The organism is Rhodococcus sp. NFXS4, assembly GCF_058139645.1.
On record NZ_CP192221.1, the window covers coordinates 4,119,984 to 4,146,417 of the forward strand.

Sequence of the window (26,434 nt, forward strand, 5' to 3'; positions counted from 1 at the left end):
CGGCCATGCGGAAACTAGCGCCGACTGGATACCGCGACGTAGTCAAGGGACTGCACGTCGGGCGAAGATTCGACGACGAACGGCGAATCCACACGAGCGACGTCATTTCCGTCGCGGTCGACGGTGACGGACACGTCGCCCGGAGCGAGGGCCGCTGTGCAGACCCCCACGCCCGCGGGGACCGTACAGGTCGTCTCCCCCGCGGATGTTCGGATGGTCACCGACGCTTCGGATGTCGCGAACACGAGAGCTTCCACCTCGTCCGACGCCGGCGTACCACCGGAACGCAGGACCATCGGTGCCGCCTCGGCCGATCGAGTCGGTGCGCCGACCAGCTGCGTGCGATGGGTGAGGTAGACGGTGTCGCGCACGATCGCAGGCGGATCACCTGACTTGAACCACCACAGCCAGTACTCGGAGATGTCGAGGAACGACCACCCGTGCCGCACGCTCGGCGCGAACGACGTGCCTTCGCTGTAATCGTTCCAGGTCACCAGTTGCACCCACTCGGCGTCACCGGCCATCGCGTTCTGCCAGGTCGCGCGGAGGTTCTCGGTGTTGGACGCTTCGTCGAAGATCGATTGGCTCGGCCGAACGTCCTGCACGGACACGGGTGCCATCCACAGTTTGCCCAGTCTGTGCGCTTCCGCGGCCTGACCCAAGGGAGACTGCGGGCCGGCGTCGTCGGACGGATTGAAGGCAGGGTTTCTGGCACCCCACGACGACAATCCGTACGAGACTGACGAATACGCGGCGAGATCGGTGCTCGAGTCCACGAACACCGGAACGAGTGCGACCTTCTGACCGTGTCGGGTCGCCATCGCCGCGCCGAAGTCTTCCCACCACCGCGGCGACTTCGCCTCCGCCCGGAACGGACTGATCACGATGGAACCGTCGACTCGGAAGGCCGACGGATACAGCGCGAGCGCCGCCATCTCGTCCGCCAGCTCCACAGGAGAGAGGTCGGCCAGCACCCCCGACATGTCGGGCATCAGCATGATCGAGAACGCCGGGTCGACCGCATTCGCCGCCGCGAGCAATGCAGCGGGTCGAGAGGCCACCGAGAACGACCCGGTCTCCATCGGCGCGAGTACATCGACCGAGAAGCCGTCTATTCCCGCCGAAACGGCCTGTCGCACTTCGTCCTGGAGATCCTGATTCACCCAGTCGGCCTCGGGACGGGGTGCTCGCGGCAACGGTCGGTCCCGGAGGAAACCGCCGACGTCCGCATACTTCCCGTCCTCACCGGCCGGATCGAGATAGTGCGTCGCGTAGTAGTCCTCGGCGGGGTCGACATTGTCCAACGAGATCGGGTACGGCGGAAAGTAGTGAGCGAAGACCTTCTTGGGGGAATCTCGCTCGGCGGGGACGTCGAACGGCAGGGTCTGATCCGGTGTCGCGTCCGGCGCACCGACCACGGTCGCGCCGTCGAGCCCGGCCGGGCCGTCGACCGAGATCGCCGTCGAGCATGCCGACGACGACGCGGACAGGACGATAAGGGCGACGACGAGAAGACGCCGTCCGACCGGACGACGCCGTCCGGACACGAGGGAGCCGAGTGTCACCGCGATCTACCGCGTGCCCGCCCGGAAGCGGCGACCGGCTGACCGTTCGCTGCGCGGGATCGAGGTGCTCCACGACGCGTGATCTGCCGAGTGGTCGTGGTCTCGTCCTCGCTGCCGTTCTCGTCACGGGTGTCGTCCGGTCCGTCGCCGAGGGTGTCCGACGGCGCCTCGTCGCTCGACGGCGCGGAGACAGCGACATCCTGTTCGCCCGACGTGCTGACGACGTCCTTGTCGACGACATCTGCGGACCTGGGCGCGGGTGCCTCGGACGCCGCCGGGAGCGCTGCGCGGGGGAACGGGCGAGACGGGACGTGGCGCCGCACCGGGGCCGCCGGCGCCCACTCCATCGCGGACGGCACAGCACCGGCCTCCTCGGCGGTGACAGCCGGGAACGGATCGGTGATCGCGTCCTCGACCTCGCGATTCGCCGAGAAGCGGTCGTGATCGGAGACCCAGCGATCGTCGTCGCGGCGCTCCCGCGCCACCCCGTCGGCCGAACGGCGGACGTCGTCACGTACGACGTCGTCACGGCCGAACACACGATCGGCCGGGGTGTGGTGGTCGACCTCCGTTCGCCGGGTACGGCTCACAGCGACCGGCGACTGTTCCGGAATCGAGGTGTGAGAAGGGGCGACTCGTGTCGGCGCGTTCGACACGGTCGTCGCGGACGAACCCGTCTTCGCGACCAGCACCGTCCCGTACAGGGTGCCACCCGTCGACCGCAGGGCGCGCGCGGCAGTGGAGACCTGCGCGGCGGTCGATGCACCCTCCCGGACGACCACCACAGTTCCGTCCACGTCGTGCGACAGCACCGCAGCATCGGCATAGGCATCGGCGGCAGCGGCAGCGACGACGACGTGGTCGTAGGTGCGTGCGAGTTCGGCGAGAACGGTGCGCATCAGATTCGCGGCGATGTCCTCGCCGGGAGTGGACGACGCCGAACCGGCAGCGAGGAAGGACAGGCGTCCACCGGCAACGGTGGTCACCGCGTCCTCGACCATGATCGCACCCGCGAGCACATCGGTCAGACCGACGGCAGCATCCGGTGCTCCGACGTACCGGTGCAGTGACGCCTCGCGCAGATCTGCATCGACGAGTACCACCGTCCTCCCCGTCTCGGTGAGCAGAAGCGCCAGTGTCGCCGCCACCTCACGCGACGCCGCGGAATCACCGACACCGGTGACGACGAGCGACTCCTTCTGCTTGTCCGCGTCGACGAACTGCACGGTCGTCCGCAGCTTGCGCGCACTCTCGGTGTACCCGTCCGTCGAGTTCTCGGGCAGGCTGATGAGCGTCGAGCCGCGGGCCGAGTCGGCAGGCAATCGTCCCAGGACCGGTGCGCCCGCGGCCTCGGACAGCGCGTCGACAGACCTCACTCGCTTGTCGAGGCGGCGGCGCAGCCACACGACAGCGCCGGCGAGGGCACCGCCCGCCACGACGCCTGCAGCGAGATTCGTCGTGCTGCTCGGACTCGTCGGGGCAGCAGGGGCCTCGGCTGCCGTGATGACGGTGACCAACGAGCTGGGCTGGCCGCCGCCGGTCGGGTTCTCCAACTGGCCGACGAACTGCGCGAAGTTCGACGCGTAGGCGTTGGCGATGTCGGCGGCTCGCGTGGGACTGCCGTCCACCACGTCCACCTGCAGGAGCACGGTCTTCTCGACTGCGGCCGCGGTGACCTTGGACGCCAGCTCGCTCGGCGTCAGACCGAGCGAGAGGTCGTCGTTCACCTTGACGGCGAGGTCGTCGCCCGTGAACAACTGCGCGTACGTTCCTGCGCGCTGCTGGGAGAACAGGTCACCCTGATAGGCACCGGCCGAATCGCCCGCGGCGGGTGAACCGATGAAGAGCACCGTGCTCGCCGTGTAGGACTTCGGCATGGTGGCGGTGAGCATCAGCGCGAGTATCGCGCCGACGACTGCACCCAGCGGCACAGCCCAGACGAGCGTATTCACGCGAAGCTTCTTGATGAGTGTGCTCATCGGGTCACCGTTCCTGTCTGCACCGCGGTCGGCGCGTCCTGGTCGTCGTGCGGAGCGAGGTAGCCGAATCGTGCTCGGGTACCTCGGGAATGAGTGAGAACAGTGCCGGCGACATCCACGCCGACCGCTCGCATGTCTGCGACCGAGCGCACCAGATCGTCGATGGACGTCCTGCCGGCGGCGGCCGTCAACACCGTCGTGTCCGCGAGGCGAGCGACGGTGCGGGCATCGTCGAAGCGGCCGGCGTCGGGCGAGTCGACGAGAACGACGTCGTAGCGCGAGCGGAGGTCGTCCAGCAGTTCCGCGAAGCGTCGGTTCTCGAGAAGTCGTGCAGGTTCGGCCGGGTGCACCCCGCTCACGAGATGCGCGACACCGTCGACGGAGGTGAGTGCACGTGCGAGAGAGAGCTCCCCCAACACCACTCCGCTCACACCGCCGCTCGCGGCTTCCGGTCCCGTACTGCGGAAATCGGCGTCGACAATCACCGCCGATCGTCCTGCTCGTCTGTACGCGGCGCCCAGTCCCGCGACGGTGGCGGTACGTCCGACTCCGGATCCCGGTCCGGAGACCACCAGGACACCGGACGGCGCACGCCGCGCCAGGTAGTCGAGGTCGTACCGGAACTCGTCGAACGCCGCCTCGTCGGTGACGTGGGGAATGGTGGCGAGAACGGGGCGACCGGTCGCGGCGACGATCGTCTCGGCGTCGTCCACGGTTCGCCGTGACCGCTCGCGCACGACCATCGCCGACAGACCCAGGAGCAGACCCACCGTGACACCGGCGACGAGCGTGAGTGCCGTGTGGGGAGACGACGGTTCCGTCGGCACCGTCGCGCTGCCCACGGCCACGGGCTGCACGGTGGCCACGCGGAGGCCGGCTGGGGTCTCGAGAGTCTCGATGTCCTCCGTGAGTTGCTCCGCGGCTGCGACGGCCATGTCTCGCGCGGTGTCGGGTGACGCGTCACCGGCGGTGACGTCGAGCAGAACGGTGTCGGGGACCACCCGTACATCGAGATGCGCGGCGACCGCCGACGGCGACACCGAACCTCCGAGTCGTTCCGACACGCGCTGAGAGAAGTTCATGTCCTCGATCAGACGCACGTAGGTCTGCGCACGTTGCCGGGTGAACTCGTCACCCTGGTAGGGACTGGAATCCGAATTGCCCAGGGTCGTCGGACCGCCCCACCCGGGCGTACCGAGGAAGAGCTGCGACGTGGAGCGGTAGACGGTGTCGGACGTCAGGAGGATTCCGACGGCGACCAGGAGCCCGAGAAGCACTCCGGCGACGACGGTCGTCCAGCGCTTACCGACGGTGGCGGAGAACGAAGCGATGTTCACTGGGGTCCTTCCGGTGCGGTGAGGTCGCCGAGGCCGAGTTCGCGGAGATCGCGCTCGAGCACGCCCGCGAGATACGCGTTGCCGACCGCGTTGGGATGCACCCTGTCCTCGATCTGCATCGAGGGAATGTCGACGTTCGCGTACCACCCACGCGCGACAGGATCGAGGACCTGCCCGCCGACCTTCGCCGCGATCGCGTCGATGCCGGCGACGAGTTCGTCGTAGTTGTCGTACTTCTCGGGGGACATGAACGTGGGCACGATGATCACGATCCTCGCGTCCGGCCAGCCTTCGCGAAGATCCGAGACGTAGTCGTCGATCGCCCCGATGAGGACGTCGAACGGCACCTCGAGATCGTTTCGTCCGGCGTCGACGATGATCGCATCCGCGTCGAAGGTGGCCTTGTCGAAGTCGAGTCGGGCCGGAAGCCGGCTGGTGACGCCCTGGTACTCGGCGGCGCCGTCGTCGAGGAACCCGGTGCTGCCCTCGGCGTCCACGTTGCAGGCCCAGCCCATGCGCAGGCAGACGATGCGGGCGTAGGACGCGTTGTCGATCCTGCCCACACCCGCGGTGTAGCTGTCGCCCACCCAGAGCGCGGTCGTCGCTCGGCTCGGCACGAGGGAGGCCGACGTCGACGTCGACGTCGCACTCGATTCGGTCCCGGACGGTTCAGCGGCGCCACGTGCGAAGAGCACGCCCGCCGCGGCCACGGTGACGATGGCGAGAAGTACGACGGCTCGGACGTCGCCGCGCCGAAGGGCCGACCGCGTCATGCCTTGTTCCTTCCGGTTCCGGTGACGAACAGGGCACACGCGATGATGACGAGAAGGTATGACATCGCCTGCAGCAGTGAGCCTCTGAGTAGAATGATGGCGTAGAACGGCAGAATGCAGGCCAGCACCGTCGGTGCGCGTGCCGTACGTAGCGAGATCTCGATACGGCGATCCTGCAGTCCCGCGACGAGGCCGAACAGCAGCATCCCGATCACGAGAATCGGGAACCCTCCGTTGATGTACAACTCGGCCCAGAGTGGCGCCGACAGATTGTCCACGGGGTAGTTCCGACTCTGCGCCAGGAGCACGCCCGTGTCGGGTGCCTTGTCGGCCCAGACGGACCGCGGCACCCAGAAGAAGAGCACGCCCAGGGCCTGGTCGCCTCCGGTGTCGCCGTTGTTCTGGACGTACAGCACCGTGTTGTTGATCTGCGCGAAAGCATCGTAATCCGGAGACGTCAACGACTCCAACGGATTCGATGTCTTGAACTGGGCGGACGAACTGTAGCGGAAGGCATCGGCCAGGGGGAAGACGAGCACGAGCGCGGCCACTGCCAGGATCGCGACGACGCGGAACCGGGCGCGGGTGGCGAACAGTCCGAACAGCGCTGCGACCGCGAGCGCCCCGGTGCCGAACAGGTAGCGCGCGTTGGAGATGGGATTGAGAGTGACGCACAGAGTCGCGCCCAGCAGGATGATGATCGGGAGGAACGCCCGTTCCTTCACCGTCATCGTGTCGTAGTACTTGACCACGGCGATGAACGCGACCAGCAGCGACATCATGGCGCCCGCGGCGATGATGACCGCGGTGGTCGACTGTCCGAGCGATCCTTCCGCCTGCTCGGTCACGGCGGTGCGGCTCGTGAACAAGGTGCCGAGGCCGATCCGGCTGATGTAGTACGCGTTGAGAGCGAGCGCGACGACCGCCAGGGCCACCGCACGAAGCGGGTCGATACGTCCGGCTCCGCGCTCCCCGGTCACGATGGGCGGGAGCTTGGGCCACACCAGTCGCGCGACCACGAGACCGACGCAGAAGAAGACCAGGCCGGTGACGACGATGACCATGGCCTTGATGTCCAGGGACGGATCGAGACGCGGCGTGGTGGGCGGGTTCTGCTCCAGTCGCAACTGCGCAAGAGGGGCCAGCCCCAGGAAGACGTAGGTGAACATCCAGAAGGACATCTCGATGAGGCGGCGACGGCCCTCACCGATGATCCAGGCGTAGCGGACTCCGGCGATCGTGGTCACGGCGAGGGCGCCCATCCACACCGGGCGATGCGGAGTGGGCGTGAAGCCGATGACGACGACGGGCACCAGAACGACCATGGACGCCGCCACCCAGCACACCAGGAGCGGAGCACCGAGCCGGCCGCTCGACATCGTGGCGACGGCGGGGCGCAGTCGGCGCGTGGACGGGGCGGTCATGACCGCGACTCCGCGTAACCGCGGGCGGCCAGTGCGGTCGCAGGCACGGGGCGACGCTCTGCGGCGACCTGTCGAAGTTGCTTCCGGTACACCTCGACGACCAGACACACGGCCATCACGGTGGCCGACAGAGCGAGCCCGATCGCCACGCCGGCGGCAGTGCGGAAGATCGCCGCTGCGCCCGTGCAGATGACGATGCCGAGCAGGCTCTGCACGATGCGGTACTTCAAGAGTTCGGCGGACGCTCCACGCGACCGATAGAAGTTGTAGACGCCGGCGATCCAGCAGATCGCGGCGTATTCCAACCCGAGGAACGGCAGCACCTGTGTCGCCTCGGCCCACGAATCACCCAGCAACAGGCGACCCAGGAACGAGGGGACGAACGGTGCCAGGAATCCGATGGTGGCGGCGAGGGCGGACGTGATCCACGCGGCGTAGCTCAGAGTGCGCCAGATCTGCTTGGCGCTGTGCCCTGCCCGCACGGCCTCGGGAATGACGATGAGAGGCAACGAACTGATGAGGACAGCGAACGGCCCGAGGACGGTGACCGCGCCGCGCAGTGATGCGGCGGCGACGGTGCCGATGAAGATGGTGGAGACCGACACGATGAGGATCGCGGCGATCTGATCCACACCGCTCTCGAACGCGAAACGCGTTCGGTGCTGCCAGAATTCGACCCACCACGTCCGGAGGCCACGGAACGTCGGGCGAATACCTGTGCGCCAGGCGAGCTGCAGAAGCGCGAGTCCACCTGCGATGGACCAGAACCAGATCATCTCGGGGATGACCAGAGCGGTCGGCGAGATCCACGTCGTGACGAGTACTGCACCAGCACCCACTGCCCAGATCGCGTCGCTGACGAACGCCGATTCCGGTTCCCCCAGGGCCATGGAGACGAACCGCAGGACATCCTGGGCGAGCACGAGTGGAACGGCTGTCGCGTAGGCGATTCCGACCTGGGGCTCGTCGAGGGCGATGGACACCACGAGGGCGACGACACCGACCACCACACCGAACAGGAGCGCCGAACCGAGACCGCGAGACCCTTCGCGCAGAATGTCCTCACGCGACTCGCCACTCATGAGCAACAACGGTGTGCCCAGGGCACCTCGGACGAGTCCGATGGCAGCAGTGACGATCGAGAAGACGAGGACCGCGGCACCGAATGCCTGGACCGAGGACGGACCGGCCATCGCGAAGAGAATCACAGCGTTGCTGACGCTGGAGAGGACCTGGTCCCCTGCGCTGGCGATCACCCGAAACTTGAGCCCAGCCATGTTGACACCGCCCCTCGACGTGTTGGACGACGAATCACCGACTGATGACCCGCCTACACCCCGACGATGCGTACCGGCAACCTGATCACTGCCTCGAAAGAAGACTACAGGATTGTTTATGGCTATGCATAACTGCCCTCGGTCGGCACAGCCGTGATCGGCGAACTCGACGACGCGTGGTCGCGCCGGTCGAAGGACCAGGACCACGTGACCCGACACCCCACTCGAGCAGCATTGACGACCAGGGCTGCGAGCACGCGATCTCGATCGACGAGTCCACCGCGATGCGACACTGTCAGATCCGCGGTTCCGCCGAAGTCCCGCGCGTTGAACGCGAGCACACCCAGATCCGGCGTCTGCAACCCCGTGACGTGGACGGCATCCCCGTCGGACCGGACGACGGACTGGCCCGCGGGCACGCGGTAGTAGGACATCGAGGTGGCCAGGGTGGCGCTCGACACGGACGGCCGCGACGTCGTCATCCGCGCGCCGAGTCCGAACAGCCTCGAGGCTGCCGCACGCACCACCGGTTCCGCCACACGCAACCGAGCGGCGATCGAGGCCGCGCAGCCGCTCGGGTCGTCACGGGACCAGTCCGCGACGAACGGCACATGACTCACCGCGTTGCCGCCCGTGCCGGACAGGGCGGGCGAGTAGGAGCGCAGATCCGCGATGACGTGGTTCATGACGCCCGCCGGAAGTGCGAGGTCTCGGAGGATCGAGCAGTACAGCAGAACCGACGGGATCTTGGGCGCCGACACCGTCTCGATCGTCACGCAGATCGCGAAGACCGCGTTCGGATCTGCCGGTCGCGTCACGGAACTCGGGGACATCACCGCATCGGTCGACCGCCCTCGCACGATGGTTCGCGCCGCCGTGGCCACTGCTCGCGGGCGTGACGCAGCGACCTGAGCCGCGGCGCCGAGGAGGCGGAGACCGGTGAGCGCACGTTCGTCCGTGAGAGGCGGCGGAATGGGGAGCGTTCGACCACCGATCGCGAGAGACAACCGTCGCACCTTCGGAAAGAAGACCGTCTCGTCTCCGAAGAGGTGGCTGTAGACGACGCGGACGTGCCGGGCGCCGATCACCACGTGCACTGTCGCGTGGTCGAAGGCTCCGTCGGCGTCCGGACGGTCGCCCCGCCGCACGAAGTCAGCGATCGCGCTCTCGCGGAAGCCGTCCCGGGTCAGCGTCAGCTCACCGGCGTCGAGCGCGTCGTGGACGGCATCCGTCAGGGGCAGAACGTCGAAGTCACCGGTGGCGACCATCCATCGCACCGCCGGCTGGTGGCCGGGAGCGAAACACGCCTCCGCCCACGCCCTGCCGACACTCGTCACGGCACCGAGGTCGACGTCTCCGTACAGCGTCTCGACCTGGCAGCAGAATTTGCCGGCCCACGGATCGGCGGTCATCGCGCACACCGAGGCGTGCCGTGCGCCCCACTCCGAGATGTCATGACGATTCCCCTGTCCTTCACGTGACGGACCACATATCAGGCAGCGGGCCGTGTTGCGCCCGCGTTCCCGAACCGACGGGTCTGATGGAAACACTTTAACAACTGAGTACGGCGGTTTCACAGTTGTCCTGAAACCGATAATCTGGTTCAATGGCTCGAAACCGACTCGGGGACGGTTTCGCAAGCAACCTAGACCCGGAGGTGCAGTATCAGTTCGCCGCAGCGGGAGTGGACAGCACTCCCCGACATCCGTACCGAGCCGCGAGACGGCGCCGAGGCCTTCGAGGCCCAGCCCCTGCGCGTCACGATTCTGGGTATCAACTACGCGCCCGAGACGACGGGAATCGCGCCTTACACCACCGCGCTCGCGGAGGGCCTCGCATCGCGCGGACACCGGATCGATGTCGTCACCGGCATGCCCCACTATCCCGAGTGGCGGATCGCGGACGGGTACGACCAGTCCTCGTCCGACGAACAGATCAACGGCGTCGACGTGCACCGTCGACGCCACCTCGTTCCGGATCCGCCCACCCCCAAGGGCCGCGTCAAGATGGAGGCGAGCTTCGGAGCCCGCTCCGTGCGAAGCGGCTGGAACAGCCCCGACGTACTGCTCTGTGTCAGTCCCACTCTCATCTCGACCGCCATGGCGATCACCCGTGCGCGCCTCTCGCCGCGTCGGCCCGCTGTCGGTGTGTGGGTCCAGGATCTGTACAGCCTCGGCGTCGTCGAGACCGGCGCGATGGACGGCCGCGGAGCACGCGCCGCCGCCCGCTTCGAGTCCGAGATCCTCCGTGCCGCGGACGGCGTGTCGGTGATCCACGACCGTTTCCGCGACCACGTCACCAGCAACCTGCAGGTCGATCCGGCCAAGGTCGAGGTGATTCGCAACTGGACTCACATCCAGCCGATGGGCACCATCGACAAGGAGGCCGTACGCCGGTCGTTCGGGTGGGCCGAGGACGAGACCATCGTCCTGCACTCCGGCAACATGGGCGCGAAGCAAGGACTCGAGAACGTCGTCGAGGCCGCGCGGTTGGCGGACGCGGAGAGCCGACGTGTTCGATTCGTCCTCATGGGTGACGGCAATCAGCGCCCCCAGCTCGAGGCCGCCGCCGTCGGCGTCTCACGTCTCCAGTTCGTTCGGCCGCTCCCGGACCTCGAGTTCCGGTCCGCACTCGCCGCCGCCGACGTGCTCCTCGTCAACGAGAAGCCGGGCGTGGCCGAGATGGCCGTTCCCAGCAAACTGACGTCCTATTTCACCAGCGGCAATCCTGTTCTCGCCGCGACCGACCCCACGAGCACGACGGCGCACGAGATCCGTGCGTCGGGGGCCGGAGTTCACATCGGGTCGGGGGACCCCCGAGAGCTTCTCGACACCGCTCTCGCGATCGGCTCGGACGACGTGTCGTCCCGCCGGTTCGGAGACGCCGGGCGCAGGTACTGCACCCGCGTGCTCTCCGAGGACTACGCCATCGACCGCTACGAGGGGTGGCTTCGTCGGCTCGCAGCCGCACGCCGCTCCCCGGCCCGCACCGAAAGTGTTATCAGCTCATGACGAAGATCGGAACCGGAAAGCGCGCCCTCATCACGGGCATCACCGGACAGGACGGCTCCTACCTGGCCGAGCTCCTGCTCGCCAAGGGATACGAGGTGCACGGAGTCGTGCGTCGCTCGTCCTCCTTCAACACCTCTCGCATCGATCACATCTACGCCGACCCGCACAACCCGGACGCGAAGATGTTCCTGCACTACGGCGACCTCAGCGACGGTGCCCGCCTCGTGACGTTGCTCATGCAGATCCGTCCCGACGAGGTCTACAACCTGGGTGCGCAGTCCCACGTGCGCGTGAGCTTCGACGAGCCCGAACACACCGGTGACACCACGGGTATCGGCTCCATCAGACTGCTCGAGGCAGTGCGTCTGGCAGGCCTGGACTGCCGCTTCTACCAGGCATCGAGCTCCGAGATGTTCGGTGCCACACCGCCTCCGCAGGACGAGACCACGCCGTTCCATCCGCGCTCGCCCTACGGTGCCGCGAAGGTCTACTCCTACTGGGTCACGCGGAACTATCGCGAGGCCTACGGGATGTTCGCTGTCAACGGCATTCTGTTCAATCACGAGTCACCCCGCCGCGGGGAAACTTTCGTGACGCGCAAGATCACCCGCGCAGCAGCTCGCATCGCCGCCGGCATGGAGAACGAGCTCTACCTCGGCAACCTCGACGCCATCCGTGACTGGGGTTACGCACCCGAGTACGTCGAGGGAATGTGGCGCATGCTGCAGGCCGACACTCCTGACGACTACGTCCTGGCGACCGGCGGTAACTTCTCGGTCCGTGACTTCCTCGTCGCCGCGTTCGAGCAGGTCGGTCTCGACTGGGAGCAGCACGTCAGGTTCGACGAGCGCTACCTTCGACCCTCCGAGGTCGACGCCCTCATCGGTGACGCGAGCAAGGCGGAACGCGACCTGGGCTGGAAGGCCACGGTGCACACCCCCGAACTGGCCCGCATCATGGTCGATGCGGATGTCGCAGCACTCACGCACGAGGGCAAGCCGTGGATCGATCGCCCGTCCCTCCCGGACTGGAACAGGTCGTGACCACCGGACCGAGCAGTGTCGTGCCCGGTCCGCTCGATCGCGACGAACCGCTCTACATCGCCGGCCACCGCGGTCTGGTCGGATCGGCTCTCTGGCGCCGTTTCGAAGGTGAGGGTTTCACGTCGCTGATCGGACGGACGTCGTCCGAGCTCGATCTTCGTGAGCGCGACCAGGTGTTCGAGTTCTTCTCCGCGACTCGTCCTCGCACAGTCGTTCTCGCTGCCGCGAAAGTCGGCGGCATCCTCGCCAACGACACGTTCCCGGTGGACTTCCTCTCCGAGAACCTGCGCATCCAGGTCAACGTCCTCGACGCAGCGCTGGCCCACGACGTCGAACGGGTTCTGTTTCTCGGTTCCTCGTGCATCTACCCGCGATCGGCGCCACAGCCGATTCGCGAAGGATATCTGCTCACCGGCACGCTGGAACCGACCAACGATGCGTACGCCATCGCCAAGATCGCGGGCATCCTTCAGGTGCAGTCGGTGCGCAAGCAGTACGGGTTGCCGTGGATCTCCGCCATGCCGACCAACCTCTACGGCCCGGGAGACAACTTTTCGCGTTCCGGATCGCACGTCATGCCCGCACTGGTGCGTCGTTTCGAGGAGGCAGTCGCCGCGGGGGCCGAACAGGTCACGAACTGGGGCAGCGGGAGGCCGCGTCGCGAGTTCCTGCACGTGGACGACATGGCATCGGCCTGTCTCCACCTGCTCGAGCACTTCGACGGACCGCAGCAGGTGAACGTCGGCACGGGCGTCGATCACACCATCGCCGAGATCTCGGACCTGGTAGCGGCCGCGGTCGGGTACAACGGTGACGTGAACTGGGACACTTCGAAGCCGGACGGCACACCGCGCAAGCTGCTGGACGTCACGACTCTCACGGAGTCGGGGTGGGCGCCGTCCGTTGGACTCGCCGACGGAATCGCCGGCGTCGTCGACTGGTACCGCACCGCGGGCCGTGCCGACGCCGTGCGGTCGTGAGTGCGGCACCTCTGCGTCGATCGTTGGCCGGCTTCACCGGCCGAGGCTACGACAAGGGCGCAGGACCGCTGAAGCAGATTCTCTGGCTGGCCGTGTCCGGGACGGTACTGACGCGATGGTGGTGCCCCGGTTCGGTCCGGGTCCGCGTTCTCCGGGCGTTCGGTGCCACCATCGCCGACGGAGTGTTGATCCGGCACCGCGTTCGCATTCACTGGCCGTGGAAGCTGACGGTGGGGCGCGATTCATGGATCGGCGAGGACGTCTGGATCCTGAACCTCGAGCCCGTCACGGTGGGTTCCGACGTCTGCATCTCGCAGGGCGTGTTGCTGTGTACCGGTAGTCACGACCGCCGGTCTCCTACCTTCGAGTTCGACAACGCGCCGATCGAGATCGGCGACGGGGCGTGGATCGCCGCGCGAGCCACGGTGTTACGCGGAGTCACCATCGGATCCGACGCCGTCGTCGGGGCCACGGCTCTGGTCACCGCGGACGTCGCAGCGGACGCTGTCGTCCTGGCACCGAACGCGGTGATGCGACCGTGAGGATTCTTCACGTCGTCACACTGATCTCACCGGACGGCGCCTACGGCGGGCCGGTGCGAGTGGCGGTCAACCAGGCACGCGAGCTCAGGGCACTAGGCCACGACGTCACCATCGCCGCCGGCACCCGCGGCTTCGACGTGGCACCCACCGAGCAGGACGGCGTGCCGGTCCGCCTCTTTCCGGTCCGTGCGGTACTGCCGGGCGCGGGCTTCGCGGGCCTGTCGTCCCCAGCCATGGTGACGTGGTTCCTGCGCCACGGCCGAGACTACGACGTGGTCCATGTGCACCTGGCGCGGGACCTCGTCACGCTGCCGATCGCGCGCATCGCTGTCGGCCGATCGCAGCGGCTGTTCACACAGACTCACGGCATGATCGACCCGACCGACAAGATGTTGGCGCGGCCGATCGATGCTCTGCTCACGCGTCCGGTACTGCGCCGCGCCTCCGGGGTGTTTCACCTGACGGATCACGAGAAGCGCGACGTCGAGGCGGTGGCGAACACCGACCTCGACTTCATCCGTCTCGCCAATGGTGTTCCCGCCGCGGAACGTCGACGGGAATCCGGTGAGGCCCCGCCGCATGTGCTCTTCCTCGCTCGACTTCAGGCTCGTAAACGCCCCGTCGATTTCGTGAACGCGGCAGTCGCCGTCCTGGCTGAGGGCCACACCGCTCGCTTCACCCTGGTCGGACCAGATGAGGGTGAAGGCGATGCGGTCGCCGCGCGCATCACCGACGCCGGCGTGAGCGCTTCCGTCGAGTGGCGCGGTCCGCTGCCACCACACGAGACGCTGGAGACCATGCGCACGGCCGACCTCTACGTGTTGCCGTCCGTGGACGAGCCCTACCCGATGTCGGTTCTCGAGGCCATGTCCGTCGGCGTACCCGTGATCGTCACCGACACCTGTGGTCTCGCCCCCCTGATCGCCGAGAACGCGTGCGGCGCAGTGACGAACGGCACTGTTTCCGAGCTCACCGCGGCGATGTCCGCGCTGCTTGCGGACCCCCCGACGCTCCGCACAGCGGGCGAGAACGCCTTCCGGACGGTCCGGGAGACCTCCGGCATGGCCTCCGTCGCTCAGACGCTCGACGCCGCGTACTCACGCGACGGCGCACCCGCACCCTCGCCGTAGACTGACCGGGTGCTGCAGAGGAAGTCGCCCCGGCGCCGTCGCCGTCGGGTGGCGCTCACCGTTGTCGGCGCCGTCGCCGTGGCCACCGCCGTCGGCTGGGAGCCTTACGTGAGCCCGCGCGTCGATCAGCCCACTGCCGCGGACGCCATCGTCGTTCTCGGAGGCGCCCACGACGGACGTGAGGAATTCGGCCTCGAGTTGGCAGAGGACGGCTATGCGCCGCAGGTGGTGTTCTCGGATCCGTACACCGCACGAGGTGTCGGTTCCTACGGCGATCCCGACTACATGAGCGATCTGTGCAACGGCACCTACGACTTCACGGTCACCTGTTTCGTTCCGGACCCGTCGACCACCCGCGGTGAGGGACGAGAGATCCGCCGGCTCGCGGAGGAGCAGAATTGGAAACATGTTCTGGTCGTGACGTTCCGGCCCCACGTGTCGCGCAGTCGGTACATCCTCGACAAGTGCTGGGACGGTGACCTGACCGTGCTCGAGAGCCCGACCGAGCTCCCCTGGTGGGCGTGGACGTGGCAGTACGTCTATCAGACAGCGGGATTCGCACGCGCGGTGTTCGAGGACTGCTGACAGCCCTTCGCACACGGAGTCAGTACGCGCCTTCGCTGCCGAACACCGCACGCACGGTCTTCACGATGATCAGCATGTCCTGTGTCATGGACCAGTTCTCCACGTACGAGAGATCCAGGCGCACAGATTCTTCCCACGTGAGGTCGGATCGACCACTCACCTGCCACAGGCCGGTCACACCGGGACGCACCAGCAGACGCCGACGCACGTTTCCGTCGTACGTCTCCACCTCACGGCGCAACGGCGGACGCGGACCGACGACGCTCATCTCGCGACGGAGCACGTTCACGAACTGCGGCAACTCGTCGAGGCTGTAGCGGCGTAGAACTCGGCCGACACGCGTCACTCGCGGGTCGTGCTTCATCTTGAACAGCACTCCCCCCTCGCTCTCGTTGCGCGCGAGCAGGGTGGCCAGATGCTTGTCGGCGTCCACCACCATGGTGCGGAACTTGATCATCTGGAAGGGGTTGCCGTCCAGTCCCATTCGCTCCGACTTGTAGAAGATGGGGCCGCGAGTGTCGATCTTCACGGCGAGCGCGATGGCGAGCAGAACGGGCGACACGAGCAGGAGCGCGAGAGCCGAGAAACACATGTCGAAGGCGGTCTTGGTGAAGCGGGTGGCTCCCTGATAGCGCGGCTTCTGAACATGGAGGAGTGGAAGGTCGGCGACCGGCTGGAGGGTGAGCCGCGGACCTGCGATGTCGGCGACGCCGGGCGCCACGACCAGATCGACGCCGAACGGGTCGAGTTCCCAGAGCAGGCGCTTCATTCCTTCGGCACCCAGATGCTCGGTCGCGGTGACCGCGATGACGTCGGCGCCGGTGGAATGCATGGCAGCGATGACGGCGTGCTCGTCACCGAGTACCGGAATGCGGTGACCGTCGACGTCGAGGGACCCGGCTCCATTGCTGGACGTGGCCACACCGTGCCCGGGCACACAGGCACCCACGACCCGGCAGCCACTCGACTCGTCCCGCTCGAAGGACGCCGCCATGGATGTGGCGGCGCGGTGCGAACCGACCACGAGCACCGAGGTCGTGAACAGTCCCGACGCCTTGTGTCGTCGTGCCCACCCCCGCCAGACGTGCCGACCGATCAGCAGGCCGACGGCGCCGAAGGGAAGGGCGATGGCCAGGTAGCCGCGCGCGAAGTCGATGCGGAACAGCAGAGACAGGATCGCGACGACGCCGAAGAGTCGCATGGTCGCCGAGAGGATGCGTCGATACTCCTCTGCCCCGGTCCCGATGATCTGCGTCGACCTGGCTCCGAAGATCACCAGGAAGGCGGACCAACCGACCACCAGAAGCAGTGACACCGTGACGTAGTCGATGTCGACGGACGCGGCCATGAGCGACGAGTTCTCCCCGAACCGCACCACGTGTGCGAGCGCGACGGAGAGGACGATGACCGCCAGATCGGTCAGGGCCACACGGCGCCGGTAGACGGCTTGCCAGTGTGCCCGTGACGACGGTGCGACCCGAGGGAAAGGCACGGTGACGCGAGAGTAGTTCGGCTCGTCGGTCGTTCTCGACACGGCAGGACGAGGGATCGACACACCTCTGACACTGCTTCGTTCGTCAACGCTGGTCACGCACGACACCGCCTCTGGCTCGAGTTCCGCCGCCGACGCGCCCCGCAGCGCAGCCACCGGTCGGAAGAAGACCGGATACCGAAGATCATATCACGCAAGATACTTTCGGTTTGTTTTCAGGCCTCAGAGAAACCGACCGAGAGGTGTGACTCGGAGTCAGAACCCGGGAATCAGACCCGGCGGGATCTGGATGCCGGGCGGCAGCTGCACACCGGGGAGACCCGGGATGGTCGGCGGAGCGGGCGCGGGAGCAGGCGCCACGTCGGGAACCTCGGCGGCCGGAGCGGGCGCCTCCACCGGAGCCGGAGCGACCGGGGGAACGGTGGTGGTGGTCGGCGGCACCGTGGTGGTGGTCCGTGTGGTGGTCGCCGTCGTCGTGGACGGTGCGTCCGAACTCGACGTTCCCGCCTGATCGGCCGGGGTGACGTCGGCGGTGGACTGCGACGGCGTCGCGCCGTACCCGAGCGCGAGCCCGACGGCAGCTATCACCGCGAGACCGACGGCCGCGATGAGCGGCAGCCGTGGGCGTGACGAACGCTGTTCCGGCGCTGCGGAACCGGACCCGGAGAGCCACGAGGGAGTCTCCGCCGCACGCGGATCCGCCACGTCGGGGCGATGCTCCGAGTCGCGAGCCGCATGGTCGATGTCGCGCGCAGAGTGCTCACGGCTCTCCACGTCGCTGTAGGCCATGGTCTCCGCGGACGGTGCGCTGAGCGCCTTCTCCGGCGCCGGTGCGTCCGGCGTGCGCGGCTCGACCGGCCCGGCGACCACGGGAGCGGACACCAGCGGTGCCGCGACGGTCGGAGCGGGAGCAGCGGGACGAGGGGCGGCCATCGGGACGGGACCGGAGTTCGACTGGCCGTCCACGGGAGTCGCGGACAGTGCCGCACCCTTCGCGGCGACCAGCTCGGGCTCCGCGGGCGTGATGGTGGGCAGACCGACCCAGCCCGCGAGCGTCGCCCGGACCAGGGGTATGCGGGATCCGCCGCCGATCATGACGAGAGCATCGACGGGGCGGCCGGCGCGCGTGATGACGTCGCGCGTGAGCCGCGCGGACTGCTCGATGGGGACGGCGACCATCGACTCGAACGCCTCGCGGGACAGCAGGATGAGCCCGCCGATACCCGGCAGGCACACGGCGCCGCTCGAGGAGAGCTGTTCCTTGGCCACGCGGCACCGGAGCTCGAACTCGCGTCCGTCCACGTCGTCCAGGCCACTCTGCTGGCGGCCGATCTGGTTGTCGCGGATGGTGGCGTCGAACATGTTGCCGCTGACGGCGAAGCTGCGCTCGGAGGCGAGCACCTGCCCGTTGTCGAGGTCGACGACGGTGACGCTGAGACCCGAGCTGCCCAGGTCGTACAACCCGACGACGTGGAGCCCGTCGAGATCACCCGTGGACCGCAGGAACTGCACGGCCGCATGCACTTCGGGGACGAGGCGGTAGTTGACGATGTGCTGGCGGGCCATGGCCCGGGCGACGGCGCCGGCCTGGGCGTCGTCGCGGTAGGCGACGCCGGTGGCGGAGATCGACTCGGGGTCGGCGGGGTCGGCGAGGATGACACCGATGGACTCGGCCGCGAGCTGCTCGGCCTGGTCGAACGTCGTGTCGATGGCGCGGTGACGGAAGGCGGCCTCGACGCCGGCGCGCAGCCCCTGAACGGGCCTGGCCAAGCGCACGGCACTGGTGCCCACCGACACTCCCAGTACTGTCATGAGCCGCCTTGTCCGGACCGATGTACCGCACGACGAGCGCGTGCGATCACAGAGTGTAACCAGGCTGCGCCATCGCCGTCACATCGGCTGTTACGACCTTGCAAACGGGGCAGGCGTCCACTTTGTCCGGAGGGTGGTCACGCGTAGGGCATGCGGGCGGTCTCCGGATCGCCGAACGTGACCGCTCGCTCGCGTCTGGTTCCCGAAGCGAGGGTCGCGGCCCAGTTGATCAAGGTGCCGGCACGGTTGCGTCGACCCGAGAGGAACGCGATGTGGATCGCGCCCCATGCGGCCCACCCGGCGAAGCCCGAGAGCTGGATCGGGCCCGCCTGCAGCAGCGCGTGCCGACGAGCGATGTAGGCCGCGCTACCGAGATCGTGGTACTTGAACGGCGACGACGCGCGCGTCCCGTTCTCGATGGTCTTCGCGATCATCGCGCCCGCGTGGCGGCCACCCTGCATGGCGACCTCCGCGACTCCGGGCAGGTCGTCGAGAGCGGCCACGTCGCCCACGACGTACACGGTGGGGTGCCCCGCGACCGAGAGGTCCTTCTCCACCGGGATGCGTCCGCCACGCGCCTGCGTGACGCCCAGTGCCGACGCCAGAGTGCCGGCGAACGGCACCGCCTCGACGCCCGCGGTCCACAGCACCGTGTGGGTGTCGTAGGTCGTCTTCTGCTTGTCCGACTTGCGAGTGACCTCGATGTGGTCGGCCGTCACGTCGGTCACGTGGACCCCGAGGTGGGTCTCCACCCCGATGTGGTCGAGGGTCTTCTGAGCCTTCGCCGACAGCGTGGCGTCGAACGACTCGAGGACGCGGTCACCACCGTGGAACAGCAGCACCCGCGCCTCGCTCGGGTCGATCGAGCGGAACTCGTCCTCGAGGGCACCGACGGCGAGCTCACGGATCTGCCCGGCGATCTCCACGCCGGTGGGGCCGCCGCCGGACACCGCGAACGTGAGCCACGGCCGACGCTCCTCGGGAGTGGGCAGCGACTCGGCCATCTCGAACGCGCTGATGAGCTTGCGGCGGATCGCGAGCGCGTCGTCGACGGTCTTCATGCCGGGCGCGTACTTCGCGAACTCCTCGTTGCCGTGATAGCTCTGCCGCATGCCGGCGGCGAACACGAGGTAGTCGAAGGGCAGCTCGAACGTCGACCCGTCGATACGCGACGCGGTGAGCCGGCGCTTCTCGAGATCGATGCCCGACGCCTCCCCGAGCGCGACGTGGGTGTTCTTCTGTCGACGCAGGAGGTGCCGCAGCGGCGAGGTGATGGATCCCTCGGACAGCAGGCCGGTGGCGCACTGGTAGAGCAGCGGTTGGAAGACGTGCGAGGTGCCGCGGTCGATCACGGTGACGTCGCCGTCGATGTGGCGCAGTCGCCGGGCGGCGTACAGCCCACCGAATCCGCCGCCGACGACGACGACACTCGGGCGCTGTCGTGAGAGTTCATCAGCCATGCTCGAAATCCTGCCACGCGAGGCCTCGGTGCTGTAACGAAGCGGGGCGTCGTCACGAACCTGTGAGTAGGTTTACCTTTCACCATTCTTCCCAGCCGAGAGTTGCCAGTCGATGTTCCGTGTTGTGGGCGAGTGGTGGAGTCGACCGTTCGACTACTCCGCGATGCCCGGCTACATGGCGCAGCGCGGACTGCAGCGGCCCTACCGCCGCATGATGGCCGCAGTGGTGCTCATGGTGGTGCTCGCCGGGTCCCTGCTGCTCTTCACCAGCGGGGCACCCCCCTCACCTGCCGCCCGCGCGGTGTTCATCGCCTGCCTGGTCACGGGCGCCGTGTCGGCGCTGCTGTGGCTCCGCGGGACGTGGCCGACTCGTCGGCAATCCCTCGTCTTCCTGTTCGGCGACGACGTGGCGCTGGTGGTGGGGCTGTCGATGTTGGCCGACGTGCAGGCCTCGTTCACCGTGTCCGTGGTGTTCGCCCTGCTCGGCATCTACTGCGGCTACTTCCACTCGATCCGCACGCTCGTGGCGCACATCGCGCTGACGGTGGCCGTGTCGCTCTACTTCTTCGGCTCGGCCGCCGCGGAGGGCGACAGCGACGTGGCGTACCTGTCCGTCCTGCTGGTCGTGCAGCTGGCACTGTTCCTTCTCGCACCGCTGCTCTCGCAGATCCCGCTGTCGAACCTGCGGGACGACGCGTACCAGTCGGGCACCGATCCACTGACCGGGGCGCTGAACCGCCGGGGGCTGAGCGCGGTGGTGCACGCGCCATTGCTGGCGGCGGCACGTCACGACGAGGTGGTGGCGATGATGGTGATCGACCTCGACAGGTTCAAGTCGGTCAACGACCGCGTGGGCCACGAGGGCGGCGACGAGGTGTTGCGACGGGTCTCCGAACGGTTGCAGACCAGTACGACCACCTGGGCGTACGTCGCCCGTCTCGGCGGCGAGGAGTTCTGCGTCGTCGGGATCGTGTCGTGGGCGGAGATGCGGAACCGTCTCGACGACGTCCACGCCGCCGTCCGGTGCGACGCCGACGAGGTACCGGTCACGGCGAGTGCCGGAGTGGCGTGGATCCCCGGCAGCCGGTGGACCCGCGACGCCGACGACGTCGAGTTGCTGATCCGCCGCGCCGACCGTCTGATGTACGAGGCGAAGCGCGCGGGAGGGGACAGCCTGCGGTTCGACGACCAGGCGTACACCACGACGGACAACGCGCGCACCTGACACCGGGGCGGACCTACACTCCGCTCATGCATGTCCTCTACGTCTGCACGGGCAACATCTGCCGCTCCCCCACCGCGGAACGCTTGACCGCCGCGTTCGCCCGTGACCTCAACCTGGACGTGACCACCGACAGCGCCGGCACTCGTGCCGTGATCGGGCACGGTGTCCAGGCCGAGGCGGCCCGCGTTCTCGAGTCCCTGGGCGGAGATCCCACCGGTTTCGTGGCCCGCAGACTCACCCCGACCATCGCGTCCGGGGCGGATCTGGTGCTGACGATGACCTCGCGGCACCGTGACGAGGTGCTGACGGTGGCGCCGCGCAACCTCCGCCGCACGTTCACGTTGCTCGAGGCGGCGGAGTTCGCGCGGCGCACCGGTGTGATCGACACGTCCGCGTGGGTCTCCGAGCGAGCAGCGAACCCGGTGACGCAGCTCGACATCATGGATCCCATCGGTCAGTCGACCGACGTGTACGAGCGGGTGGGCGACGCCATCTCGGAGGCGCTCGGTCCGCTGTTCGAGATCTGGGGCGCTCGCTGATCGAAGTTCGGACTGCCACCCGCCGTCTCCCCGGCTACGGTATGACTCGGCTCGAGGACACGGGCGGAAACGGAGCGCGGAGACCATGCGTGAGAGAGCTGCCGTCGCCGTCGTGATGGGCATCGCCGCGGCCGCCCTGGCCGGCGGGCTCACCGTCGCTGCCGCCGGCGGGGTGTTCGACGCGGACGTCCGACGGGTCTCTCCCCCACCCATCGACGGCACGGTCGCCGTCGTGGGCAGCCTGACCTACGCGCCCACCATCGAGGTGCCGCCGTCCCCGACGTGGCAGATCGCGCCCGTCACCACACCCCGGCCCACCACCACGCCCCCGCCGACCACCACCGCGGCCACGACGGCCGACGAGCCGACCACCACGACGAGGCGCACCCGCACGTCCACGACGACCACCATCGACGCGGACGACGCCGAGTCCGGGGACACAGATTCGGGGGACAACTGACGGTGCCGTGTCCCCCGGTCACGAACGTGGTGCACACCCGGAATACTTCCGCCACGGACGCCGTTACTCTCACCGACGGTGTTCGATCCCAATGCCCCGGGTACCAACCATCAGCCGCTTCGAGCGGCCACCTGCCGAGAGGCGCACTGGCGGGCACCGTCGCCTATGACAAAGCCGCAGACCCCTGGTCTGCGGCTTTCGTCGTTCACACGGTGCGGGTTCGAGCACCCGCCTCTGTCAGGACTGATACGGACGGCGAGGCGGCGGACGCATCGTCGACCGACTCGGAACCTGCTCGGCCTCGTACCCGATCCCGTTGCCGTTGCCGTTCGCGTTCTCGGCCTGACGTCGAGCCGCTCGACCGCCATGGCTCCGAGTCGGCTCGTAGCGAGGCGCGGGGTAGGCCTCGGGGGCGGGTGCCGGGGTGGGCTCCGGTGCGGGTTCGGGGACCACGACCGGTGCTGCCGGCCGCACCGCGGCGGACGGAGCGTCCTGACGAGCGACCGTGGTGTCGGTCTCGTAGTAGTGGCGGTAGTCGTAGTCCCGCTTGCCGCGCGACGGAGCCATCGTGAGGATGACACCCAGGATCGGGGCACCCACCTGCGTCAGATTGCCCAGCGCACGGGTGAGTTCGTCCCTCTTGGTGTGGCCGTGGCGTGTCACCACGATGGCGCCGTCGGCATGCGCGGTGATGACGGATGCGTCGGTGACGGGGAGCAGCGGCGGTGCGTCGACGACGACGTAGTCGAAGTTCGCGCGGAGCGTGTCCATGACGGTGCGCGCCGCCTCGGAGCCGAGCAGCTCGGACGGGTTGGGCGGCAACGGCCCCGAGGCGAGGACGTCGACACCGTGAAACTTGGTCGGCTGCAGCACTTCCTGTACATCCGCCTGTCCCGACAGCACGGTGGAGAAGCCAACGGACCCGACAAGGCCGAGGTACTTCGAGACACGGGGACGACGGAGATCGCCCTCGATGAGCGCCACGTGGTGGCCGGCCTCGGCGAGGACGAGCGCGAGGTTGACGGCCGTGGTCGTCTTGCCCTCGGCGGGCACGGCGGACGTCACGACGATGACGCGCGGCGGGGAGTCCACCTCGAGGAACTGGAGGTTGGTGCGCAGTTCACGGAACGCCTCGGCGGTGCCGGAGGACGACTCGGCGAACGAGAGCGCCGCCTCCTCCTTGATGGTCTTGTCGAAGGGCACGACGCCGACGACGGGAACGCCCGAGAGATCGGCGAGGGCGGTGCGGTCCTTGATGGTGTTGTCGAGCCGGTCGCGGATCACCGCGAGCGCGATGCCGAGCAGCAGGCCGACGGCGACACCGAGAGCGAGGTTGCGCGTGGTCTTCGGTGACACGGGACCCGCAGGAACCTGGGCAGGTTCGACGACGCTGACCTTCGCCAGGGCAGCTCCGCCACCGGGGGGCGTCTCGAGATCGTCGACGAAGCCGACGAAGGTCGCGCCGATGCCGTTCGCGAGGTCGCGAGCGGTGGTGGGATTCGCGTCGGAGACACACGTGTCGATCAGCACGGTGTCGGGCGAGGACGTCGTGCGGACCTTCGACGCCAGCGTCGACGGGCTCATGGAGAGGCCGAGGCTGTCGATGGTGCGCTGCGCGACGCTCTCGCCGCCGAGGAGCTGCGTGTAGGAGGCGACGCGCTGCTGCGAGGCCAGGTTGCCCTGGTACACCTCGGTCACCGAGGACGACGACGAGCCGGTGGAGACGTAGAGGCGGGTGCACGCCTCGTACACGGGCGTGGACACGAGTGAGAACACCAGCGACGCCGCTGCGGCGATCACCGTGGTCAGAACAATCACGATCCACCGCGCGCGGAGAATTCTCACGTAATCAGATATCTCCACCGAGACGACTCCTCACATCGATGACGGCCGGACCGAGCACCCGGACCACACATCTGGGGCAAACTTCTGGACTCACCTTAACCATGTCGTGACCATCGGGCATCTCGAGAACGGGGCGAAAGCTTCGCTCCGGTTTTTACGCGATAAATGTGAGAAACACCGATTTCCGAAATCACGATCGAGTTCGTGAGCACTGCATACTTCGGCCTGCTCCGCTCGCCGTGTGGCACAGTTCACCACGTGACCAAGCTCGACCGCACCGATGCTCGCCTGTTGCTCGCGCTCTGCGACATCCCTCGCGCCACCGGAGTCCACCTCGCCTCGGTCCTCGGACTGGCTCGAAACACGGTTCAGGCCAGACTCTCTCGTTGGGACGACTCACATACTCTCGCGCCGATGGACCGGCTCGTCTCCCCTCGGGACCTGGGTTATCCCCTCCGCGCGTACGTGGGCGCAGTGACGGACCAACACCGCCTCGAGGCGGTCATCGATCGACTGCGGGACATCGCCGAGGTGACCGAGGTGGTCGGTGTCTCGGGCGGAGCGGATCTACAGATCGGCGTCTCCGCCGCGGACGCCGACGATCTGTATCGCGTCGCCGGGCTCATTCTCGCGGTTCCCGGAGTCGAACGCACGACGGTTTCCGTCGTGATGCGCGAAGCGATTCCCTATCGCACACGCCCGCTGATCGAGCGACTCGCGCGAGAGAACGACAATTCCTGATTTCCGCTCCTGTTACGTGCGCGCAAAACAAGGATTCAGCCCGACGGAAGCATGCAACCGCCCCTCGACGCAGGTTCCACGCTGATACCGTCCGACAGGTGATACGCCCAGGTTCCGGCGGCCGCAGTCGTGGTCGGTCCCGGGCACCCTTGACCGACGTCGTGCGTCGCCGTATCGCTGTGCTGATCCCGACGTTCGCCGTCCCCGGCATCCTGACGATGTTCAGCGCCGCCGGCCCGGCCGCCGGTGCCCCGCGTATCGCAGCCATCGCCGTCCTGCTGTCCACTCTTCCCGTGGCCGCAATCGTCGCCACCGCTCGCAAGTCGTTCACCTGGTGGCGCCGGGCGCGCACCCAGCGCGCCGTCGCTCTGGCCTTCACCGTCTACGCCGACGTGGGGACGTCGACCTTCCTCCTGCTGTGCAGCAGTCACGCTCTGGGTCTCGCCGGGTGCGCCCTGTTCGCGGTCATCAGCTCGTACGTCGCCTTCTTCGGCGGACGCGCCACCGTGGTGGTGCACCTGGTGCTGACCACCGTCGTGATCGGCTGGATGACAGCACTGGTCCTGCGCGAGCAACCGATCGGCGCCATGGCCACCATCGCCGCGGCGACGAGCATCTGGCTGGCGGTCAACGCGACCATGTCCATCGTCAGCACCACCTCGATGTCCCTGCACCGGCACCTCGAGCGTCAGATCGACAGCGCCCGGACCGACCCGCTGACTGGACTGCTCAACCTGCGCGGCCTGGAGGTGCAAGCGAAGCGGCAGCTCCGCGGACGGTCACAGGTGGGATTCCTGCTCGTCGACCTCGATCACTTCAAGTGGGTCAACGATCATCACGGGCACATCGCGGGCGACGGGGTGCTCGCGCTCGCCGCGCAGCGCCTGCGCGATCACCTGGGTGACCGGGCAGTGGTCGCCCGACGCGGCGGCGAGGAGTTCCTCGTGGTGCTCGACGCGCAGTCCACCGGTCTGCACGCTCTCGCCGAATCGATCCGGCTCGCGCTGTCCGACGCGTCCGACCTCATCCCGGTGACGGTGAGCATCGGGGTCTCGTGTCTCGACACCACGCGAATGACGGCGGCCCCGATCGCGTCGACCATCAACCACGGCATGCACCTCGCGGACATCGCCATGTATCGAGCGAAGGCGGCGGGCCGCAACACCGTGGTGGTCTACACGGACTGACGCCCGCACGGTTTGCCGTCCTCCTCC

Annotated in this window: 22 protein-coding genes; 11 read left to right on the plus strand and 11 right to left on the minus strand. The window is 67.8% G+C overall.

What is annotated here, in order from left to right; translation table 11 throughout:
• Nucleotides 1–14 precede the first annotated feature (14 nt).
• The 7 genes from J4E04_RS19410 to J4E04_RS19440 all read right to left on the minus strand — a co-directional run bounded on the left by J4E04_RS19410 (nucleotide 15) and on the right by J4E04_RS19440 (nucleotide 9,767).
• A complete protein-coding gene (locus tag J4E04_RS19410) occupies nucleotides 15–1,565 on the minus strand; it encodes a glycoside hydrolase family 71 protein (RefSeq protein ID WP_490149397.1) in 1,551 nt (516 codons plus the stop codon).
• Entirely contained in the window at nucleotides 1,562–3,544 is a 1,983-nt protein-coding gene (locus tag J4E04_RS19415) for a tyrosine-protein kinase domain-containing protein (RefSeq protein ID WP_490149398.1), read from the minus strand. The genes J4E04_RS19410 and J4E04_RS19415 overlap by 4 nt, the downstream gene beginning before the upstream one ends.
• Entirely contained in the window at nucleotides 3,541–4,881 is a 1,341-nt protein-coding gene (locus J4E04_RS19420) for a tyrosine-protein kinase domain-containing protein (protein WP_222633046.1), read from the minus strand. Before J4E04_RS19420 ends, J4E04_RS19415 begins: the two co-directional genes overlap by 4 nt.
• Complete coding sequence (locus tag J4E04_RS19425; protein WP_490149399.1) at nucleotides 4,878–5,654, minus strand: SGNH/GDSL hydrolase family protein; 777 nt, start codon at nucleotides 5,652–5,654, stop codon at nucleotides 4,878–4,880. Before J4E04_RS19425 ends, J4E04_RS19420 begins: the two co-directional genes overlap by 4 nt.
• Nucleotides 5,651–7,078, minus strand: coding sequence for an oligosaccharide repeat unit polymerase (locus tag J4E04_RS19430; RefSeq protein WP_490149400.1), 1,428 nt, complete (start codon nucleotides 7,076–7,078; stop codon nucleotides 5,651–5,653). The genes J4E04_RS19425 and J4E04_RS19430 overlap by 4 nt, the downstream gene beginning before the upstream one ends.
• Nucleotides 7,075–8,355: an MATE family efflux transporter gene (locus J4E04_RS19435; protein ID WP_222647938.1), complete on the minus strand. Its 1,281-nt coding sequence runs from the start codon at nucleotides 8,353–8,355 to the stop codon at nucleotides 7,075–7,077. The genes J4E04_RS19430 and J4E04_RS19435 overlap by 4 nt, the downstream gene beginning before the upstream one ends.
• Nucleotides 8,356–8,477: 122 nt before the next feature.
• Complete coding sequence (locus J4E04_RS19440) at nucleotides 8,478–9,767, minus strand: hypothetical protein (protein ID WP_490149401.1); 1,290 nt, start codon at nucleotides 9,765–9,767, stop codon at nucleotides 8,478–8,480.
• A gap of 387 nt (nucleotides 9,768–10,154) precedes the next feature.
• Between J4E04_RS19440 and J4E04_RS19445 the strand changes: the two genes are divergently transcribed.
• The 6 genes from J4E04_RS19445 to J4E04_RS19470 are packed head-to-tail and all read left to right on the plus strand — an operon-like array spanning nucleotide 10,155 to nucleotide 15,646.
• Nucleotides 10,155–11,366, plus strand: coding sequence for a glycosyltransferase family 4 protein (locus J4E04_RS19445; RefSeq protein ID WP_308115514.1), 1,212 nt, complete (start codon nucleotides 10,155–10,157; stop codon nucleotides 11,364–11,366).
• Complete coding sequence (gene gmd / locus J4E04_RS19450; RefSeq protein WP_222633051.1) at nucleotides 11,363–12,409, plus strand: GDP-mannose 4,6-dehydratase; 1,047 nt, start codon at nucleotides 11,363–11,365, stop codon at nucleotides 12,407–12,409. Before J4E04_RS19445 ends, gmd begins: the two co-directional genes overlap by 4 nt.
• Nucleotides 12,406–13,389 carry a GDP-L-fucose synthase family protein gene (locus J4E04_RS19455; RefSeq protein WP_490149402.1) on the plus strand — a complete coding sequence of 328 codons (984 nt, stop codon included), beginning with the start codon at nucleotides 12,406–12,408 and terminating at the stop codon, nucleotides 13,387–13,389. The genes gmd and J4E04_RS19455 overlap by 4 nt, the downstream gene beginning before the upstream one ends.
• On the plus strand, nucleotides 13,386–13,931 hold the full coding sequence (locus J4E04_RS19460; RefSeq protein ID WP_307096214.1) for a DapH/DapD/GlmU-related protein: 546 nt from the start codon (nucleotides 13,386–13,388) through the stop codon (nucleotides 13,929–13,931). The genes J4E04_RS19455 and J4E04_RS19460 overlap by 4 nt, the downstream gene beginning before the upstream one ends.
• On the plus strand, nucleotides 13,928–15,061 hold the full coding sequence (locus tag J4E04_RS19465; protein WP_222647941.1) for a glycosyltransferase: 1,134 nt from the start codon (nucleotides 13,928–13,930) through the stop codon (nucleotides 15,059–15,061). The genes J4E04_RS19460 and J4E04_RS19465 overlap by 4 nt, the downstream gene beginning before the upstream one ends.
• A 9-nt stretch (nucleotides 15,062–15,070) precedes the next feature.
• Nucleotides 15,071–15,646, plus strand: coding sequence for a YdcF family protein (locus J4E04_RS19470; protein WP_490149403.1), 576 nt, complete (start codon nucleotides 15,071–15,073; stop codon nucleotides 15,644–15,646).
• 19 nt (nucleotides 15,647–15,665) lie between these two features.
• On the opposite strand, the gene J4E04_RS19475 is transcribed toward J4E04_RS19470, so the two are convergent.
• The 3 genes from J4E04_RS19475 to J4E04_RS19485 form a co-directional block, all read right to left on the minus strand.
• Nucleotides 15,666–17,138: a sugar transferase gene (locus J4E04_RS19475; protein WP_373425246.1), complete on the minus strand. Its 1,473-nt coding sequence runs from the start codon at nucleotides 17,136–17,138 to the stop codon at nucleotides 15,666–15,668.
• A gap of 255 nt (nucleotides 17,139–17,393) precedes the next feature.
• A complete protein-coding gene (locus J4E04_RS19480; protein ID WP_056443954.1) occupies nucleotides 17,394–18,950 on the minus strand; it encodes a DUF7159 family protein in 1,557 nt (518 codons plus the stop codon).
• 137 nt (nucleotides 18,951–19,087) lie between these two features.
• The gene (locus J4E04_RS19485; RefSeq protein WP_490149404.1) at nucleotides 19,088–20,410 is read right to left on the minus strand and encodes an NAD(P)/FAD-dependent oxidoreductase; all 1,323 of its coding nucleotides are present in this window, start codon (nucleotides 20,408–20,410) and stop codon (nucleotides 19,088–19,090) included.
• A gap of 112 nt (nucleotides 20,411–20,522) precedes the next feature.
• Here J4E04_RS19485 and J4E04_RS19490 point away from each other — a divergent pair, with 112 nt between their 5' ends.
• From J4E04_RS19490 to J4E04_RS19500, 3 genes are all read left to right on the plus strand, one after another.
• The gene (locus J4E04_RS19490) at nucleotides 20,523–21,635 is read left to right on the plus strand and encodes a GGDEF domain-containing protein (protein WP_222650757.1); all 1,113 of its coding nucleotides are present in this window, start codon (nucleotides 20,523–20,525) and stop codon (nucleotides 21,633–21,635) included.
• 26 nt (nucleotides 21,636–21,661) lie between these two features.
• Nucleotides 21,662–22,174, plus strand: coding sequence for an arsenate reductase/protein-tyrosine-phosphatase family protein (locus J4E04_RS19495; protein ID WP_027506976.1), 513 nt, complete (start codon nucleotides 21,662–21,664; stop codon nucleotides 22,172–22,174).
• 85 nt (nucleotides 22,175–22,259) lie between these two features.
• Nucleotides 22,260–22,634, plus strand: a complete 375-nt coding sequence (locus tag J4E04_RS19500; RefSeq protein WP_490149405.1) for a hypothetical protein — start codon at nucleotides 22,260–22,262, stop codon at nucleotides 22,632–22,634.
• 237 nt (nucleotides 22,635–22,871) lie between these two features.
• Here the strand turns inward: J4E04_RS19500 and J4E04_RS19505 are convergent, their stop codons facing one another.
• Nucleotides 22,872–24,497, minus strand: coding sequence for a tyrosine-protein kinase domain-containing protein (locus J4E04_RS19505; RefSeq protein WP_490149406.1), 1,626 nt, complete (start codon nucleotides 24,495–24,497; stop codon nucleotides 22,872–22,874).
• Between the two features lie 240 nt (nucleotides 24,498–24,737).
• Here J4E04_RS19505 and J4E04_RS19510 point away from each other — a divergent pair, with 240 nt between their 5' ends.
• Both J4E04_RS19510 and J4E04_RS19515 read left to right on the plus strand, forming a co-directional pair.
• Nucleotides 24,738–25,220, plus strand: coding sequence for an Lrp/AsnC family transcriptional regulator (locus J4E04_RS19510; RefSeq protein ID WP_027506980.1), 483 nt, complete (start codon nucleotides 24,738–24,740; stop codon nucleotides 25,218–25,220).
• A gap of 149 nt (nucleotides 25,221–25,369) precedes the next feature.
• Nucleotides 25,370–26,407: a GGDEF domain-containing protein gene (locus tag J4E04_RS19515; protein ID WP_222633061.1), complete on the plus strand. Its 1,038-nt coding sequence runs from the start codon at nucleotides 25,370–25,372 to the stop codon at nucleotides 26,405–26,407.
• The last annotated feature ends 27 nt before the right edge of the window (nucleotides 26,408–26,434 follow it).

What these genes read in the sequence shown, in the direction of transcription:
- J4E04_RS19415 (WP_490149398.1), bottom strand. Translation starts at nt 3,544, where the DNA reads ATGAGCACACTCATCAAGAAGCTTCGCGTGAATACGCTCGTCTGGGCT.
- J4E04_RS19425 (WP_490149399.1), bottom strand. Translation starts at nt 5,654, where the DNA reads ATGACGCGGTCGGCCCTTCGGCGCGGCGACGTCCGAGCCGTCGTACTT.
- J4E04_RS19430 (WP_490149400.1), bottom strand. Translation starts at nt 7,078, where the DNA reads ATGACCGCCCCGTCCACGCGCCGACTGCGCCCCGCCGTCGCCACGATG.
- J4E04_RS19435 (WP_222647938.1), bottom strand. Translation starts at nt 8,355, where the DNA reads ATGGCTGGGCTCAAGTTTCGGGTGATCGCCAGCGCAGGGGACCAGGTC.
- J4E04_RS19440 (WP_490149401.1), bottom strand. Translation starts at nt 9,767, where the DNA reads ATGACCGCCGATCCGTGGGCCGGCAAATTCTGCTGCCAGGTCGAGACG.
- gmd (WP_222633051.1), top strand. Translation starts at nt 11,363, where the DNA reads ATGACGAAGATCGGAACCGGAAAGCGCGCCCTCATCACGGGCATCACC.
- J4E04_RS19480 (WP_056443954.1), bottom strand. Translation starts at nt 18,950, where the DNA reads ATGACAGTACTGGGAGTGTCGGTGGGCACCAGTGCCGTGCGCTTGGCC.
- J4E04_RS19485 (WP_490149404.1), bottom strand. Translation starts at nt 20,410, where the DNA reads ATGGCTGATGAACTCTCACGACAGCGCCCGAGTGTCGTCGTCGTCGGC.
- J4E04_RS19490 (WP_222650757.1), top strand. Translation starts at nt 20,523, where the DNA reads ATGTTCCGTGTTGTGGGCGAGTGGTGGAGTCGACCGTTCGACTACTCC.
- J4E04_RS19495 (WP_027506976.1), top strand. Translation starts at nt 21,662, where the DNA reads ATGCATGTCCTCTACGTCTGCACGGGCAACATCTGCCGCTCCCCCACC.
- J4E04_RS19500 (WP_490149405.1), top strand. Translation starts at nt 22,260, where the DNA reads ATGCGTGAGAGAGCTGCCGTCGCCGTCGTGATGGGCATCGCCGCGGCC.